General features: G+C 69.7%; 14 protein-coding genes and 2 pseudogenes. 9 read left to right on the top strand and 7 right to left on the bottom strand.

Translation table 11 applies throughout. The features are described 5' to 3' along the window. Positions 1-3: 3 nt before the first annotated feature. The 5 genes and pseudogenes from BG418_RS12210 to BG418_RS12190 all read left to right on the top strand — a co-directional run. Entirely contained in the window at positions 4-963 is a 960-nt protein-coding gene (locus BG418_RS12210; RefSeq protein WP_188273822.1) for a replication-relaxation family protein, read from the top strand. Next, positions 960-1,295, top strand: coding sequence for a hypothetical protein (locus BG418_RS12205; RefSeq protein ID WP_188273821.1), 336 nt, complete (start codon positions 960-962; stop codon positions 1,293-1,295). Before BG418_RS12210 ends, BG418_RS12205 begins: the two co-directional genes overlap by 4 nt. Before the next feature lie 52 nt (positions 1,296-1,347). Then, positions 1,348-1,728, top strand: coding sequence for a hypothetical protein (locus BG418_RS12200; RefSeq protein ID WP_188273820.1), 381 nt, complete (start codon positions 1,348-1,350; stop codon positions 1,726-1,728). Between the two features lie 850 nt (positions 1,729-2,578). Continuing rightward, the gene (locus BG418_RS12195; protein WP_188273819.1) at positions 2,579-3,988 is read left to right on the top strand and encodes a helix-turn-helix domain-containing protein; all 1,410 of its coding nucleotides are present in this window, start codon (positions 2,579-2,581) and stop codon (positions 3,986-3,988) included. Between the two features lie 258 nt (positions 3,989-4,246). Then, positions 4,247-5,133 (top strand): annotated as a pseudogene (locus BG418_RS12190) (IS701 family transposase); the annotation flags it as partial. 286 nt (positions 5,134-5,419) lie between these two features. Here the strand turns inward: BG418_RS12190 and BG418_RS12185 are convergent. Further along, positions 5,420-6,148 carry an SDR family oxidoreductase gene (locus BG418_RS12185; RefSeq protein ID WP_188273818.1) on the bottom strand — a complete coding sequence of 243 codons (729 nt, stop codon included), beginning with the start codon at positions 6,146-6,148 and terminating at the stop codon, positions 5,420-5,422. Positions 6,149-6,223: 75 nt separating this feature from the next. Here BG418_RS12185 and BG418_RS12180 point away from each other — a divergent pair, with 75 nt between their 5' ends. The 3 genes and pseudogenes from BG418_RS12180 to BG418_RS12170 form a co-directional block, all read left to right on the top strand. Beyond that, positions 6,224-6,601 (top strand): MerR family transcriptional regulator, encoded by a 378-nt coding sequence (locus tag BG418_RS12180; protein WP_188273817.1) that lies wholly within the window; start codon positions 6,224-6,226, stop codon positions 6,599-6,601. Between the two features lie 190 nt (positions 6,602-6,791). After that, complete coding sequence (locus tag BG418_RS12175; RefSeq protein WP_188273816.1) at positions 6,792-7,352, top strand: hypothetical protein; 561 nt, start codon at positions 6,792-6,794, stop codon at positions 7,350-7,352. A gap of 183 nt (positions 7,353-7,535) precedes the next feature. Beyond that, a pseudogene (locus BG418_RS12170) lies at positions 7,536-7,673 on the top strand (AAA family ATPase); the annotation flags it as partial. A gap of 868 nt (positions 7,674-8,541) precedes the next feature. Here the strand turns inward: BG418_RS12170 and BG418_RS12165 are convergent. The 5 genes from BG418_RS12165 to BG418_RS12145 all read right to left on the bottom strand — a co-directional run bounded on the left by BG418_RS12165 (position 8,542) and on the right by BG418_RS12145 (position 13,569). After that, positions 8,542-9,726, bottom strand: coding sequence for a bifunctional class I SAM-dependent methyltransferase/NUDIX hydrolase (locus tag BG418_RS12165; RefSeq protein WP_188273815.1), 1,185 nt, complete (start codon positions 9,724-9,726; stop codon positions 8,542-8,544). Next, positions 9,723-11,714: an ABC transporter ATP-binding protein gene (locus BG418_RS12160; protein WP_223184721.1), complete on the bottom strand. Its 1,992-nt coding sequence runs from the start codon at positions 11,712-11,714 to the stop codon at positions 9,723-9,725. The genes BG418_RS12165 and BG418_RS12160 overlap by 4 nt, the downstream gene beginning before the upstream one ends. Then, on the bottom strand, positions 11,711-12,151 hold the full coding sequence (locus BG418_RS12155; protein ID WP_188273813.1) for an NUDIX domain-containing protein: 441 nt from the start codon (positions 12,149-12,151) through the stop codon (positions 11,711-11,713). Before BG418_RS12155 ends, BG418_RS12160 begins: the two co-directional genes overlap by 4 nt. Before the next feature lie 549 nt (positions 12,152-12,700). Further along, a complete protein-coding gene (locus tag BG418_RS12150) occupies positions 12,701-13,216 on the bottom strand; it encodes a topology modulation protein (RefSeq protein ID WP_188273812.1) in 516 nt (171 codons plus the stop codon). A gap of 134 nt (positions 13,217-13,350) precedes the next feature. Then, positions 13,351-13,569 carry a hypothetical protein gene (locus BG418_RS12145; protein WP_188273811.1) on the bottom strand — a complete coding sequence of 73 codons (219 nt, stop codon included), beginning with the start codon at positions 13,567-13,569 and terminating at the stop codon, positions 13,351-13,353. Between the two features lie 133 nt (positions 13,570-13,702). On the opposite strand from BG418_RS12145, the gene BG418_RS12140 reads away from it, so the two are divergent. Continuing rightward, the gene (locus BG418_RS12140; protein WP_398998491.1) at positions 13,703-15,052 is read left to right on the top strand and encodes an MFS transporter; all 1,350 of its coding nucleotides are present in this window, start codon (positions 13,703-13,705) and stop codon (positions 15,050-15,052) included. Here BG418_RS12140 and BG418_RS12135 read toward each other — a convergent pair. Next, complete coding sequence (locus BG418_RS12135) at positions 14,974-16,611, bottom strand: TfuA-like protein (RefSeq protein WP_188273810.1); 1,638 nt, start codon at positions 16,609-16,611, stop codon at positions 14,974-14,976. The genes BG418_RS12140 and BG418_RS12135 overlap by 79 nt on opposite strands. Between the last annotated feature and the right edge of the window lie 70 nt (positions 16,612-16,681).

Raw genomic sequence — 16,681 nt, 5'->3', positions numbered from 1 at the left:
GCCATGCCCTACCCGCACACCGGCCCCACGGGGCTCGGGCAGATCGCCCAGCAAGCGGTACAGATCCTCTACCAGCACCGCCTGGTCTCCACCCGGCAGCTGCACCAGCTCATCACCCCGCACCACACCCGCACCGAGTACCTGCGCCGCCAGCTCCACACCCTGCGCGGCGCAGGCCTGGCCGAGACCGTCGGCCGGCGCATCTCCGGCCAGACCGAACTGCTGTGGTGGCTCACCGAGAAAGGCGCCCAGAGCGTCGAGGCGGTCGGGCTGCTGCCCCCGCGCCCCTACCGCATGAGCCCCGAGGCAGCCCTCGGACCACTGCAGGAACACACCCTGGCCGCCATCGAAACGGGCCTGGCCTTCGTCGACCACGCCCGCCGGCTCGGCCACGAATGCGGCCCGCTCGACTGGTCACCCGAGACCGCGCACTACTACCGCGACGAGGCCCGGCCCGGCGAGGACCTCGCGCTCATCCCCGACGCGGTCCTCAACTACGTACACACCGACAGCAAAGCGAAGCAGCGCACCCTGCTCACCTTCTTCCTCGAAGTCGACCGCACCCAGATGACGATCGCGCGCCTCGCCCACAAGCTCCACGCCTACGCCGCCTACCAGACCTACACCCCGCAGCAGCCCCCAGCCCGCCGAGCCACCGCGGGCCGGCGCATGGCGGGAACACCGGCCTGGCGCTCCCGCTATCCCGTCTATCCGCGGCTGCTGCTGGTCCTCACCGGTGCCTCCACCAACCGCCTGGCCCGGCGCATCGCCGACCTGCGCAGCCTCGCCGCCAGCGACCCGCTCCTCGCCACCACCGCACTGCGAGCGGGCGTCACCACCCTCGACCAACTGCGCGAGGACGGCCCGTTCAAGAGCGTCTTCACCCCCGTCCTCGGATCGGCAGAACCCACCGACGCCTGGCTGCGGCCGACGTCCACCACCGCGCAGAGCCCCGCCGCGTGAGCGCCCGCACCACCAAGCCCACCACCTTCTCGGAGACCCCGATGACCGCTTTCCCTGCTGTTCCGCCCGTCGGCGGGTGTGTGCACGTACGGCACATCCAGGCAATCGAGACCCCCTTCATCACCGAACTGGTCGCCGCCCTGCACCACCTGACGAACGCCGCGGCACTCGCCGTCACGCCCAACGCGCTCGTGCTGCCCAACGGGAACACCGTCACGGCCCAGCAGATGAGCATCTGGGTGGCGGCGAACACCAGCAGCCTCCTCGTCCAGCTGGACGCGGTCACTGCCCGGTACCCGGACCAGCACGCCGCTCCTGCGCCCCGGAGTTGACGCATCGCTTGTTCCACCCCGCGCAACATCCCCTGCAGCAAAGGAGTCTCTCGTGCGCTTCCGTCGCTTCCGGACGAAGAACGCCCCGACCACCACGGCCGGCGTGCCGCTGCCGGCCTGCGTGCCGGCGGAGTGCGACGCGTTGTTGGCGAGACCCAAGGTCTACTCGCCCCTGCTCGCCGAACTGATGGCGATCTACTGCCACACCCGCCCGATCGGCGCCCTCTCCCAGAGCGAGCACTGCGTGAACGAATACCAGATGACAGCGCGCTCGATCATCAGCCACCTGCTCGAGGGCTGGCAGAATCAGACCCGAGGCCAGGGCACCATCGACGACCTACTCCTGGTGCCCCGCAACTCCCGTACCCCGGCACTCCCGTCAACCCGACGCGCCGAGAATCCCGCCTCGGGGGAGCATGGCCTTGCCCTCTGAACTGACGTCACCCGCCGCACGCCTAGCCTGGTCCAGCCGGGCCGACGACGCGATGGCCCGTCAGAAACCCAGGCACAACACGGCGGAGGGACCGGTGGAACGGGTGACAACTCGTGCGTCAAGGGGACTAGGGTGGGACCGCGTTGTTCGCTGTGGTCATCCGATTGCGGCGGACGGTTCCTCGGATACGACGAAGGCCCCCCGTAGCTCCAGGTCGGCAAACCTGGTACCGCGCTACAAGGGGCCGAGCCGGTGCGAGGAAGCTTTCGGTGAAGCAGGTCTCGCACGGTGCGAGACCGAGGTCTGGAAACGAGGTCTCGCTGCGATGCAGCGTACCCGCAACTGTCCCCCGGGACACAACAGCACCACCAGCTGGCGTCCGTGTCCGTACCGGGCCCCCTGGTGGAATTCTGCATGCCGTCCGGTGTGCGGGCTTCCTGCGGTCCCCCATGAGGGGAGCGGTATGACGTAGCCCCTTCGAGGGGCAGCTCCTCCGCGGTTCCTTTCGCAAGGCCCGCACCTGCTGCCCCGGCCAGTACGCCCGATCCTCATCGGGCCAGCTGGCCAACCTGCCACCGCCGTCCCCAGGGATACCAGCCCTGGTCAGGCGAAGCGTCCGGCCAAAGGCCAGACGGTAATCCGGTTCTTCCCTGAACCCCCACCTTCAGGCCACACGGCCAGAGGCGGATTTTTTGCGCCTCCGAACACGAAGGCAGTGCTCATCATGCCTGACGTTTCGGCGTGCCGCCATATCGACTCGGCGGCATGCCCTGATGTGTCCCAGTCCCGCGCGACTTCGGACACACTTCGTCATGCCTTCACGCTCGTCCGCGATGCTTCCGATCACGAGGTGGCCGCCACCGCCTCCCGGCAGTTGCGGAAGGCCGACGACTTTCGGGCGGCAGTGCAGTTCATGGTGGGCGCCGAGTTTCACCCGAAGGCCGGCCGTACGACGCTGCGCCTGGCGAATGCCTTCGCCGTACGGATGGAGAAGAGCAAAGACGGGCACTTCCCGTTCAGCGCCGACGCAACCGGGCGGATGCTCGGTCTGAGCCGACGCGCTGTCTTCCACCACGCGAGGATTCTGCGCGAGCTCGGCCTGATCGCGTACGTCGAGCACGGTACGAGGACGAACTCGCAACGCACCCGGCACGGTGCAGCCTGGACCCCGGCTCACGGGTACCGCGGCACGGCCACCCTGTTTGCCGCCGTCGCACCACCCGTCTGGGACGACGCCATGGGACGGCGGATCGCCGGGACCGGCTACCGAGCACGGCCGATCGGGGTCACCCAGCAGGGCCGGATCCGGGCCATCGACGAGGCGCGACGCTCGGCCGGAAGGGACAACTGTCGACGGAGTTCGTGCACCCCTTCTTTGGTGGTCCCACAGGACCACGGTCACCAGCAGGTAGGGGGAGGGGAGAAATACACCTCGCGCACGCGCGCGACGGGCCGAAAGACCACTTCCCGTCCGACTCAGCAGATCCTTCCCCGCACCTCGCCAGCAGAGTGCGCCCGCCAGATTGCCTTCGCCGAGCAACTCCAGCGAGAAGTGTGGTGGCTTCACCGATGCTGTGCCCGCCGCCTCGCGTACGTCCTGCGGCCCCTGTTCACCTCGGGATGGACCTGGCAGAGCCTGGCCGCAGAGCTGCGGGCCTGGGGCGTGCCCGGCTATCTGCGAGATCCGGCCGCCTACGTGCACTCCGAACTCGACCAATTCCGCCGACTGGGCCGCCTCGGCCATGCCCAACTTCCCGAGCGGGAGGTCCTGGTGGACGAGCAGGGCACCCGCCACCGAGAGATGGTGCACGCGCGTCAGCGGGCCAACAAGCTTGCCTGGCGGAGCTACACAGAACGCCTGCGCCCCGAGCTCCGCCGACAGGTTGCTCAAGCCCGCACGGCTGGGAACGGCGGTCCCCGAGCCGAGTATCTCTCTTGGCTACGCGAGCCGGAAGCTGTGCATCTGCACGCGCTGCCGCTTCAGGACGCACACGGTCCCGGGGGCAGTCCGCAGGAGATCTACGCGGCACGGGCCACTAACCGGCCGATGCCCGTACGCCACGCGGCGCCCGAAGCTGACCAGGGCTGGCTGGATCAGATGCGGGACGAGATCGAGGCGAAGCGAGCCTGCGCTGTGCTCCGAGCCGAACTCGACGACTGGGAAGCCGAGCAAGCCCAATATGGGGCAGGGCTGTTCAGGCGTGGCCGTCGCCTCGATGAGCGAGAGTCGTTGGACAGGCCGGGAAGCCCCTGCTCCTGATCGCCGCTCCCGGCGTCGCCGAGCAGGCCGAGGCTCTGGCCGATACCGCGTGCGACCTGCACGACGCCGTCGGCAGCGAGGCGAGCTGGAGTGTGACAGCCGCCACCGCGCTCGCCCTGGCCCGCATCCGACCGTCAGGCGTCGCCGCCATCCTCACCGTTGACTAGTACTCCAGCCGTAGTTGTGGATCTTGGAGAGTGAGGCGGTGCCGACGGGTGCGGCCATCGGTGATCATCGTGTGTGAAGACAGAAGATCAGATGGTGGCCGCAGGCCACAGCGTAGGCCCTGGCCGTTGGGACGAGGAGTTCGAGGGGCTGATGGAGCGCGTAGCCGGACGGTTCGCCCGTTCTGAACCCCGGCGCCGGGTGGGGAAGTTCGTTCGCGGACTGCTGGCCGATCTGCCCCGCAAGAACTGCTGGACGATCGCGGAGTGGGCCGGTGAGGCCACGCCGGATGGCATGCAGCATCTGTTGGAGCGGGCCAAGTGGGACGCGGACGCGGTCCGCGATGATCTGCGCGATTACGTCGTCGATCACTTCGGCGCCGATCAGGCCGTCCTCGTCGTCGACGAGACTGGCGACGTGAAGAAGGGGAACGCGACCGTCGGGGTGCAGCGCCAGTACACCGGAACTGCCGGGCGGATCGAGAACTCCCAGGTCGCGGTCTATCTTGTCGATGCCACACCGCGCGGACACGCTGCCGTCGACCGTGAGTTGTACCTGCCCAGAGCATGGACCGACGATCCCGAGCGGTGCCGTAGGGCGGGCCTGGACCCCGACGAGGTGCGTTTCGCCACCAAGACGCAGCTCGCCGCCGCGATGCTCGAGAGGTTCTGGGCCGGCGGTCACACGGCCGGCTGGGTCACCGGCGACGAGGTCTACGGCGGCAACCCGGCCCTGCTGTCATCTGCCAGCTGTTGATCCGCCGCAACCGCACCACCAGTGAGGTGGCCTACTACCGCTGCTTCAGCCCGCGGCCAGTACCGTTGCCCGCCCTGGTCCGCGTCGCCGGAACCCGCTGGAGGATCGAGGAGACCTTCCAGGCCACCAAGGGCCTCGCCGGTTTGGACGAGCACCAGGTCCGCCGCCACACCCCCTGGCTGCGCTGGGTGACCCTCGCGATGCTCGCCCACGCCTTCCTGGCCGTCATCCGCGCCGACGAGCACCGCGAATACCCGGCCCCCAACGGACTCATCGCCCTCACCTGCAACGAAATACAGCGACTATTCGCCCTGCCCTCCGCATCCCTGAACGGCCAACGTGACCATCGCCTGGGCTGGTCCCTATGGCGTCGCCGACACCAGGCACGCGCCCGCGAGTGCCACTACCGCCGACGCGCGGCCACAACATGAAGATCCACAATTGCGGATGGAGTATCAAGTGACCGACCTCAGAAGCAACCGACCGAAGCCAGCGTGGCCCGAGGGCCCCTCAGCCTGCCGTTAGCGCCGCCAGGGCTCGGTCCATCGCGGCGTTGAACTCTTCCGGCGTCAGCGGCAGTCGGGACTTGACGTCCCGACTCCACTGGTCGGCGAGGACCTCGGCGGAGCCCGCCTCGACACCGTCGAGCGCCGCGTCGGCCAGGTCCGACGGCGCGATCTTGTCCACGGGCCAGCCTGCGGCCATGTCGGTGTCGGCCAGGCCGAGATGCACCGCTGTCACGAGCGTGCGCTGCTCGGCGAGCTCCAGGCGGACGCCGTTGGTCATGGCCCAGGCGGCGGCCTTGGTCAGGTGGTAGGCATTGGCGCCCTTGCCCCCGAACCACGACATGGCGGAGAGGACGTTAACGATCGCGCCCCCGCCGTTCCTGGCGAGCGCCGGCGCGAACTCCCGGATCATTCCCAGGTGGCCGAACACGTTGGTCTCCAGCTCGTGCCGCACCGCGTCCAGCGAGCCGGTCACCAGGTCGGTCCCCGTCTGGATCCCCGCGTTGTTGACGAGCAGCGAGACGTCCGGGGCGGCCTCGGCGGCGGCCCTCACGGATGCGGGATCGGCGATGTCGAGGGGCAGCACCTCGACCCCGGGCAGGTCCACGGTCTCCGGTCGGCGGGCCGTCGCGTAGACCTTGCGGGCGCCCCGTTCGAGCAGGCGCTGGGCGAAGGCGCGGCCCAGGCCGCGGTTGGCTCCGGTGACAAGGGCGACTGAGTTGTTGATGTCCATGTCCGGTACGCTAAAACCTGACGTTGACGTCAGAGGCAAGTGCTGGTCGTCAGGACCAGGGTGAGAGGAATCACCATGACCGTCACGGAGCCCGCGGCCGAGCGGCTGGTCCGCATCGGCGAGGTGGCGCGGGGCGCTGGCGTCTCGGTACGCGCCGTGCGCTACTACGAGCAGCAGGGGCTGCTCATCGCGGAACGCAGCCCATCCGGCCAGCGCCTCTACCGGCAGGACGCCGTCACCCTGGTGCGCTTCTTCCAGCAGATGTTCGCCGCCGGCCTGACCAGCCGAAGGATCACTGAACTCCTTCCGTGCTGGGACTCCGGGCACACCGACGCCGAGCAACGAACCATGCTGCGCGCCGAGCGCGACCGCATCCAGGCCAAGGTCGACGACCTTCAGGCCGCCTTGGACCGCCTCGACGAGGTCATCGCGATCACGGACACGCACCCATAGGCGCGGTCGGTTCGGACGGCGCACCAGCGATCTACGGCTGGAGTACTAGGCTCTGGCCCGGCACCGTAAGGATCTCGGCCTCTCGGCCCGGGACGACGAGGCGTGCGGCCGCCCGATCCTGCCCATCTTGGGCGCATCGTCGGACGACCCAAATAGCCAGCCTCCGAGCGAAGCTCCGGACCCGGGCACCGTGGCGATTCCCCAGTACGAACTCTCCAAGCTGTTCGCCAGGGAAAAGGATCAAGGCCGACGGGCAGGTGGACGGGATCTCCTGGGCCAGCTCGGCGTTGACTCGGCGAAGTCGCTGACCGATTTCATGCAGGGGCAGTGTGATGAGGAACAGCCCCGTAAGGACGCGGAGCGCGCTTTGCTGAGCGATACAGAGCGATGCGAGCAGAGCGTTACCGAGCGGGAGCAGTACCTCGTACGGCGCGAAGCAGCGGTCCTTGCCCGCGACGTGACGCGGCCCGGCGTGCCGTGCAGGCTCGGCGCGACGGGTGCCGAGCTAGAGGACGCCGCCGTCCTGCTGGGGTGCCTCGTAGACACCACTGCCGACGACGCAGCCGTGACGGCGGCAGCCGACGAACTCAAGAACAGGCGGCCCGAGTTGTTCGGCCGCCAGGCCCTGACACCCCGCTGCCCCGGCGCGCCAACAGGCGGGCCGCCCCCGCACGCCGGCGGAACCCCTGCCCGGCCGGGTTCCCGCGGGCTGGACATCGCCCGGCGGTGCGGGCATCTCAAGGCTTCCTGAGCACGGCCCGCTCGCCTCTGGGGACCGCGCCCCCTGCTCGCGGACGACGGCACCACCCCGGTGACCGCACCGACTCGCTACGGTTTGCCCGGAGGAATCACGCGTGGATCTCCAGCCGATTACCTACTCCGAGTCCGCGACCGCCGATCGGCTGGCTGTGAACGGCTTCTCTGGCCCCGGTGGAACGAGTCCGTTGGCCCCAGGCTCTGCGCGGCCATCGTGGACCGCCTCACCTTCGGCGGCAACATCATCGAGATCGGCAGCGAGTCCTACCGCTTGGCCCACACCAGAGCCCGCCAACAGGCCAGCGCGGGCTCCTGACGACCGGTGTCACCGTTCCCGAATGCGCCACCACCACCAGCGCCCCGCTGTCCACTCGCTCACCCAACCCGGGTTCGGAAGAGTACGCCGCTCGAACTCGATGTCGATCTGCTCTACCAAGCGGCCCAGATCAGCTCGGGCTCCTCTCGGGAAGCGCTGCAAAGCCACTTCCAGATCATCTCGACCGTCTTCGATCTCGATGCCGGGACTCTCATAAGGGCCAGTCAGATATCGTCCCGGCTGCCTGAAAGCCCACTCGAACCGGCTCAGTGCGTTAGCAACGGCGTCCGGCCACAAGTACTCGGCCTCAACACGTCGCACTGCTGCCCGGGTTCGAGCGGATACACCCGGAATCTGCCGGACCAGCACGTGCCTGGGTGGCCGCCACCGCTCAGCGCGGACGGCCTTCGGGCGCCTACGCGGCATCGCCCTTTCGGATCAGAACCATGCCGGCATTCTGCCACGACCCGCGCCTTCGGAGGCGGGGCCAACAGACTCGGTCACGTTTCCCCGCGAAGATCCCCAACTGGGGCCATCGGTGTCGTTCCGCTGAGGCCAAGAGACATTTTCGAGGCCAATCGGCCCTGGCTTGCCTCCCGGCATGGACTCGACTCCCCTCTCAGCGTCACCCTTGACATATCGCTCTTCACCAAGGACACCCACTGGGTCGGCGGCGGGCCCATGCAGCCGCGCAGCCTGATCGGTATCGGCGGTTCTGGCTCGGGCTCCTCCCTCGGCTGGTGGCCGGTTGTGTGGTCACTGGCGATGCATAGCGGGCAGTTCGGGTCGTATGTCATGGCTCCCCTTCATCCAGGGCCACAGCGGCGGGAGATGGGCGGCTCCCGCCGCTGCGGCGATCAGTTGTCGGTCAGGGGCGGGTGCTCGGTGGGGCAGCGGGCAGGAAGCGGGCCGGGGGGTGGTTGATTTGGAGGTCCGGCTTCCAGGCGGTGAGGCACTGGGCGGTGCAGTCGAAGAGCCTGTTGGGCAGTGCCGTCAACGGCCACCAGCGCCAGGACCCGATGGCTGCCTCACGGTCATGTGGTTCGCCGCGCCAGTGGGTGACCAGGACCGGGACGGTGATCCGGAGTACTCCGTCCACGTGGTCCAGGAGGGTGCCCAGCACGCAGGCATCGCCGACGTCGGCAAGGAGCCCGGTCTCTTCGGCTAGCTCGCGCACGGCGGCCTCCGCGAAGCTTTCGTCTGGGTCGACGGATCCACCGGGTGCCTCCCAGGTTCCCCGGGCATGGCGGCCCAGCAGAATGCCGTGTGGACCGTGCACGAGGACCCCGACGCCGACGGCGGCGTGAGCAATGGGCGGTTTCGTGCTGCGGGCCCGCGAGGTGGGGATGAGCGGTCGATGGGCCTGGAACAGTCGGTAGGAGACGGGACTGTCGGGCTGTGCGGAGTCCAGCACGGTGATCGAGTCGACGATCAGCCCGTTCTGGACCAGCAGGTCCTCCCACAGCGAGGGTTCCAGCATCCACATGTGGACCGTCCGCTCCTCACCGCTGCCGGGCAAGCGCAGGGTCTCCGGGCGAGGGGCGACGCGGGAGGAGGGGCCGGCCCCGGCTGAGGTGGTGTGCAAGGCGGTGAAGATGAGCTGGCCGCCGGGGGCGAGGGCGTCGGCGAGGACGGGTAGCAGCCGGTCGGGATCGAGGTAGGGCAGCCCGTTGACGGAGTAGATCACCTCGTACGGTTCGGCATCGGCCAGGTACCGGACTGCATCGGCCAGCTTGAACTGAACGCCGGGCAGGGATCCGTAGCGGTCGATGGCGCGTTGGTGCTGGCTGGGGGAGGCGTCTACGGCGTCGACCAGCGCTCCGTGCTGAGCGAGGTAGGCGGCGTGCAGACCGAGTCCGGAGCCCAGATCCAGGAACCGCCGGCCACGAGCATTGCCGAGGATCTCGACACCGGGGCCGGTTCCGGCGTTGCCCCAGTGCCACTGGGCGAGGTCGGGGATGTCAGGGCGGCGCTGGAGCTGGTGCTGGCCATAGGCGTGCCAGGTCGTGGCGTTGGCCTGCTCAGCGCCAAGAGCGGTGAGGCGGGTGCTCATAGGGAGTCTCCGGCGGGCTGGTCGGCGGACAGGCGATTGGCTTGGGCGGGGAGGGTGTGCTGGTAGGCGCTGGACTGCAACAGGTAGGCGTCGCGGAAAGCCCCTGTGCCGGTGACGGGGTCCATGAGCTGGTCGAAGGTGCCGTGCTCGGCGATGCGCCCGTGGTCGAGGACGACGATGGTGTCGGCGTGCCGGACGCTGTGGAGGCGGTGGGTGACCAGCACCACGGTCTGTCCTTGGTCGGCCAGGGCGCGGATCTGGTCGAAGGTCCGCTGCTCGGCCTTGGGGTCGAGGGCGCTGGTGGGCTCGTCCGCCACGAGCACGCGGCCCTGGCGGAAGTGCGTGCGAGCAAAGCCAAGCCGCTGCCACTGACCGCCGGAGATCTGCTGGCCGCCTTTGTAACCGCGCGACAGTAGCGTGCCGAGCCCGTTGGGCAGTTCGGTGATCACGTCGTCGGCGCCCGCGAAGCGGGCCGCCTCCAGCAGTTCGTCGTCGTCGAACGGGTCGACGGGGCGGCCGATGCCGATGTTGACCCGGGCGGTGAAGGGCCAGCGGTAGAAATCCTGGGCGAGGGTGGCGACCCGGTCGTAGATCTGTGCCCGGCTGGCGGTGACGGAGTCCACCTCGCCCCACCAGATCCGGCCTGAGTCCGGCGCGTACAGGCCGCACAGCAGTTTGACCAGCGTGGTCTTGCCCGAGCCGTTGCTGCCCACCAGCGCGATGGTCTTCCCTGCGGGCAGCACGAGGTCGATATCGGCGAGGGCGGGGTCATTCTTGCCGGGATAGGTGAACGACACCTTCTCGAAGCGGATCTCCGCGTGATCCGGCAGATCTACCCCGTCGGTGGGGGTCGCGCGCCGCTCGGCCTCGGTGCATAGCCGCTCGTAGTCGCCCACGAACAGGCTCTCTTGATGCATGTCGGAGATCTCCAGGACGGATCGGCGCAGGGATGCGGAGCCGGAGCGGATAGCGAGGACAGCGGTACCGCCGACGGACAGGGCCATCGCCCCGGTCCACAGCAGCAGCCCGAGCACCCCGAAGGTCGCCGCCGTCGCGGCGCCGGTTGCCGTGGCAGCGAGCAAGCCGGTGCGCGCGTCCTGGCGGGCGAGCCGGTCCTGCTCGCGTTCGGTGGTGTCGGCCATGCCCCGGAAGTGCCGCAACAGCCACGGACCGACGCCGTGCAGGCGCAGCTCGGCGGCGGCACTCTGCTCGATCATCAGCCGGGTCAGCAGCTGGGCCGCCCGCGCGTGCTGCACGAATCGGTGAAAACTGATGTAGCGGCGGCGGGCCTTGGCCATCGCCCCCCAGGCGCTGGGCACGGTCATCAAGAGCAGCAGCGGCAGCAGAACCGGGTGCAGCACGGTCAGGACACCAGCCGCCGCGATCAGCGAGATCAGACTGTTGACCACGTTGGTGGTGTACTTCACCATCCGCCGTGCCGACTCCGCTCCCCAGGACGCCGAGTCCAGCAGCCGGTGGAACTCGTCATCCTCGATCGCTTTGAGCTCGACCGCGGCCACGAGCGTCAAGTACCGCTCGGTGGCCACACGTTGGACCCGCGGCTCCAAGGCGCCGGTTGCGGCGGTGGACGCAGCAGTGCACAGCGCCCGGACCATCCCGGCCACCGCGACCGTGAGCAGCGCGGGCAGGGCATGGGTGATCCGTGCTGGGACTGTTCCCGAGGCCAGGAGCCGGGCGAGCACCGCGTTGACCGCCACGAGGGAGATGGCCTGGGTGATCCCCGAACTGATCTCGGCGGCCGCGACGGTGCGCAGCGCTCGCCGGTCCGCCAGAGCGGCCAGCCGTACCGACGTTGCCACGAGCCTCGGTAGATCCCGCGCCATCGACCACAGAGAAAGCCCGAGCCACGCGCCGTGGTGCGCGTTCCAGCCCATGTCGTACTGCAACTGCCCGCCAAACAGCAGCTCCTCGGACGCCGAGACGGCTCCAGCCTCGTCCGTGTCAGCCGGGGCCTTGTCGTTCCTCATGCTGTGCCCCTCTGCCCGGCGGCCGGCACGCGCAGGCATGCCTGGACGGTGCCCGTGACGAACAGCTCCAGGAGGGTGGCCGTGACCGGGTGGCAGTCGGCGGGCGGCTCACCGGGCTCCGCCCAGACCAGCTCTACGTCCCTATCGGCATTCGTGTTGAACGGCTCGCCCCTCCAGTACTGCGCGGTGAACAGCACCACCAGGTACCGCTCTCCGTCATCGACTTGGAGGTGCGCGGTGCAGCAGTACTCCACGTCGGCCGGATCGATGCGGACCCCGACGGCCGAGGTGGTGGCGCGGCGCGCACCGTCGTCCGCCCACTCGTCGTGCTTCAACTCCCTGCCGACCAGGACGAGGCGGTGGTCGTCTCCGGGGGCGTTGCGGCGCAGGAGCAGGACCCGGCCGTCCGGCCGGTGCAGCACGACAGTCGTTTCCACCGCGCTGCGGTAGCGGTCAGGTGCCCTACTCGGGTCGGGGCCGGTGGCCTCACTGGGGGGCGTAGGGGGATGCGGTTGATGAGGGAGGCGGGCGGTGCGCTGTTCGACGCACACGGAGTGCTGTTCGAACTCGGGCTGGTCGCCGGTGCTGTGCATGCGGTGTGGCATGACGCCTCCTCGTTGACGTGACGCTCGGACAGGTGCTCGGACTAACGGCCCTCAACGGCGCGCGTTCGGGTGGGGAGGGGGCGAACTCTTCGGGCTGATGTGCGGTTTCGTTCTCCGGGCCTTGTGTTGTCTGAGCCGGAGTCCGTTCGATCACGCAGATGGGTGTCCGAGTGCGCACCCCACACGATCCGGGGATTGTGCGGCACCGTGTACGGCAAGGTGTGGGGGCCGAAGGGTGGCGGGGGCTGTGCTCCGTCAGGCGCATCCAGGTGTGCCGCCCAAGCCGCTCCTCATCGCAGCATCGGCGACTGGCGACGCGTCGGGAGCCTAGGAACAGGGCGCGGCCAGGCGCCGGTGCCCTGCGGGCGGTGGGGCTTCCTGCTAGGCGGTTTGCGCTTCGGTGAGCTGGGCCAGCAGGGCGCGGGCCTCGCGTCGGCTGGTGACCACGTGGATGCTGGCCCCGGTGGCGTGCTCGTCGAGCAGCTCCCGAACCCGTGGGGCCATTGTCTTGCGGTAGCCCCACACGTAGCGGAGAAAGCCCCACGTGATCCGGTCGTACACCCCCGTCGCATCGTCCTGACCCCCGCCGTGGCGCAGGCGGCGCTGAGCGATGCCCCACAGGCAGACCCAGGTCGGGAGTTCGAGGAAGATCACGCAATCGGCGCGGCGCAGCCGGATGGGCAGTGTGCTGGCGTAGTTCCCTTCGATCACCCAGGCAGGTTCGGCCACGAGCCGCTCCTGGGCCGCAGCGAACTCCTCGGGAGGCAGCGGGTTCCACTCGTCGTCGTAGTACACGGCGTCCAGGTGCTTGACCGGGGCGCTGATCAGGGTGCCGAGCTGCTTGGAGAGGAACGTCTTGCCGCTGCCGCCGCAGCCAATGAGGGCGATGCGCTTCATGGCTGAAGAAGCTACTGAGCCCAGCGGGCGCCTTGAGTCCACATTTCATGATCTTCCCCCAAAGCAGTTCAAGGCCGTGTGGATGGTGGCGAGCTTCTGGGACGGACAGAACGGAGGTGGCGCCGATGCTCCCGTTAGGCGAAGAGCTTGATGAGGGTCCACATGAAGGCGACCCAGGAGCCTGCGACTGCCAGCACGATCACCAGCGTCGCGATGCGCGGAGGCCCCATCCGTTCCCCGGCTCTTTCCTTGGCCTCCGCCTTGGCCTTCTCCTCCGCGAGCGCGGCCTGCTGGTCTGTCCAGCATGGGTGGCAGTGCGCACCTGGCCCTGCGTGCGGTATGTGCCCCTCCATTCCGTGTTCCTCCTGCTAGTCCGCGGTGGTCCGGAGCGCGCCAGGGGCGTACTGAAGCGTCTGAGACACACGATCTTGGGGTTGCTCTAGAGTCGGGGCGAGCTTCCCGGCGGCCTCTCGCTGCCGGGATTTCGTGTTCTCCGGGCGGAGTTGGATCTTGCGAAACGCGCGGCCGCTGGACCGAGGGGGAAGAGGTGCTGTCCCCCGGATCGGTTGGGCGGCGCGTGTCCGGGAGGCGGGGGCGCCGCTCAAGGTCCGCCCCTACCGGCTCCACTTCACGGCCCGCCTGCTGTCGTGGACCGGCTCTGCGGTGTCCCCCATCGGTCTCGCGTTCGCGGTGCTCCACATCGGCGGAGGCGCCACCGCTCTCGGTATGGTCCTCGCGGCCAGCGTGGTGCCGCAGATCCTGCTCCTGCTGGTGGGCGGCGTCGCCGCCGACCGGCTCTCTCGAGCCCGGGTGATGGTGTGGTCCAACATCACCTGCGCTGTCGCCGAGGGCATCGCCATGGTGCTGCTGTGGTCCGGGCAGGCCCGGGTGTGGCACCTGGTGATCATGTCGACGGCCTGCGGTGCAGCGGCGGCGTTCTTCACCCCGGCGGCCGGCGGAATCGTCGTCGAGGTCGTCCCGGCAGAACTGCGGCACGCCGCGAACGCACTCCTCAAGATCGGCCAGAACACGGTGAAGGTGGCCGGCCCCGCGCTCGGCGGTGTCCTCGTCGCGGCGTTCGGGTCGAGCTGGGTGATCGGATGGGACGCCCTCACGTTCGCGGCGTCGGCGGCCCTGTTCGCGCGCATCGACCTCACCCCGGCCGCGGTGAAGGTACGGGCCCGCTTCACCGCCGATCTGCGCGAGGGCTGGGACGACTTCCGCTCGCGGCGCTGGCTGTGGGTGATGGTCTGCCAGGCCGCCGTCGTGGTCCCCGCGTGGCTGGTGGGCTACCAGCTTCTCGGGCCCGTCTACGGCGCCCATTTCCTGGGCGGGGCCGGACCCTGGGGACTGGCGGTGTCCGGGTTCACGGCCGGGCTGGTGGCCGGGGCCGCCATCGCGCTGCTGTGGAAGCCCCACCTGGTCGGCAGGGTGGTGTGCCTGGGCACCGGCACGATGGCCCTGCCGCTGGCCGCGATGGCGCTGTCCGCCCCACTCGCCGTGCTCGTGATGGCGACCGCCACGGCGGGGTGCGGGCTGGCGGTGAGCATGACCGTGTGGGCCGGGCTCGTGCAGGAACGCATCCCGGCCGACCGCCTCAGCCGCACCCTGTCCTACTCGACACTCGGCCAGATCCTGCCGGTCCCGGTCGGCTACCTCGCCGCAGGGCCGGTCTCCCACCAGGTCGGTGTGCGTTCCACCCTGGGCTTCGGCGCCCTCGTGATCGCGGCCGCAGCCGTCGTGCCACTGGCCCTTCATCAGGTACGCGGCCTGGCACTCGCACCAGCCGAAGCCAGCCCGGCAGACGGGACACCAGCGGAGCGGGCGCCGAGGTAGAACGCACGGGCGACCTCAACCGCCCCGGCGAAGTCACGGAACGCCCGGTCACGGGCCGCCGCATCCCGTTCCGCCCGGTCCGTGTCCGCAGGCAGCCCCCAGGCATCAGTGAGGTGGATGCCGATGCGCGCCCCATCGAGGTGGGCGATGCTGCGGCGGGGGTCGGCTGCTTCGACGGCCTGGTTGATCGCGAACGCGGAAACGACGGCGGCGGCCGACGCGGCCGGGGCTTCGAGGAGGTCTGCGGCCTCGGTGGCAGTGGTCGGCCACACGGACCAGGCGCCGTCGAAGCGCGCCGAGCGGACGATGATCCGCAACAGTGCCTCGCGGCTGTCCAGGCCGTGCAGTTCCTTGGGCGTGAGCCAGAAGGCTCGCTGCTGGCGGGACAGGCGCGCGCATGCCAGCCCGTCGTCGGCGGCGACCCGCAGGGCATCCGCCTCCTCGTGGGCGGGAGCGGCGACGGCGGCGAGCACCCGCTTGCGCCACCGGCCGGGGAACGCGGGGTCGTAGAGCTGCTGATGCTGGAGCACCGGGAGGAACGGAGCCTCCCACCCGGCGACCGGCCGGAACATCGCGGTCCAGAACCGCACGAAACTGGTGCGCCACGCCTCCCCGCCCCACACCCCGGTGTCGGGGGTTTGGAGTGTGCCGGATGCGACGAGGGCCAGGGCCTGCTCGGCGTCCTCCCGCTTGACGTCATAACAGTGCACGCGGCGCCAGGCATCCACCCGCCCGAACGCCTCGCCGCTGCCCCCGTCGGCGGCGCGGCGGCCCAGCGCGGCCCAGGAGCGGCGGGAGTAGGGCAGTGCGCGGGCGAGGTCCTCCAGCGCGCGGGCGTCTGCCTCGCTGATCTGGCCTGCTGCGGCGGCCCGGTGGAAGGCGGCGCGCAGGTTCACCAGTGCCTCGGTGACGGGGCGGCCGTCGGGGGTGTGCAGGATGGCCACCTCGTCGTCGGCGTCTAGGGCCCCGGCGGCGAACGCCTCGAAGACCGAGCCGACGCCGACCATGCCGTAGGAGGCGAGCTCGGCCGCCCGCAGGGCGGGCAGGTGGGGCTCGATGAGCGGGTTCCACCGCGCCAGCGCGTCCAGGCGTAGCCGGATAGAGACGCGCCCCTGTCCCTGGGGGGTGAACACCTGGCTGGCGTGGCCGTCGCCGCCCCCGAAGAAGGCGGTGTGCCGCGTGGACAGCAGGTCCAGGGCCTCGGGATGACGGGCGGCGAGGTCGGCGTGGATGGCCTGCCCGTCGGTCAGCAGGCATTCGCCGCCCTTGGCCGCCGGGTTGGCGCACACCAGCAGCATCAGCCGGGGCGGCCGGGGGATCCCGGAGCGTTCCGTGTGGGGGGCGAGTTCACTGCTGGTGAAGCCGCCGTACCCGGCCCGCCGCGCGTGGCGCCGGGTGTCGTAGATGGTGGTCACCCCGTCCCGTGCGTCGCTGTCGCGATGGGCTGTGACGCGCATGACGCGGTCCGTGAATGTGGTGACGACAGAGCGGACCATCAGCCGGTCCAAGGTGACCAGTCCGGTATCTCGTAGCTGGTCGGCGAGGTCGCCTACGGACATCGTGGTGGCCGACTGGAACGAGACGGGGCGCCCAGGGCGTGGCTCATCACGAAACTCTCCTTCGCTGGGT

The organism is Streptomyces sp. CBMA152 (assembly GCF_014596475.1).
Lineage (GTDB): Bacteria > Actinomycetota > Actinomycetes > Streptomycetales > Streptomycetaceae > Streptomyces.
This window is presented reverse-complemented; position numbering and strand designations above follow the sequence as displayed.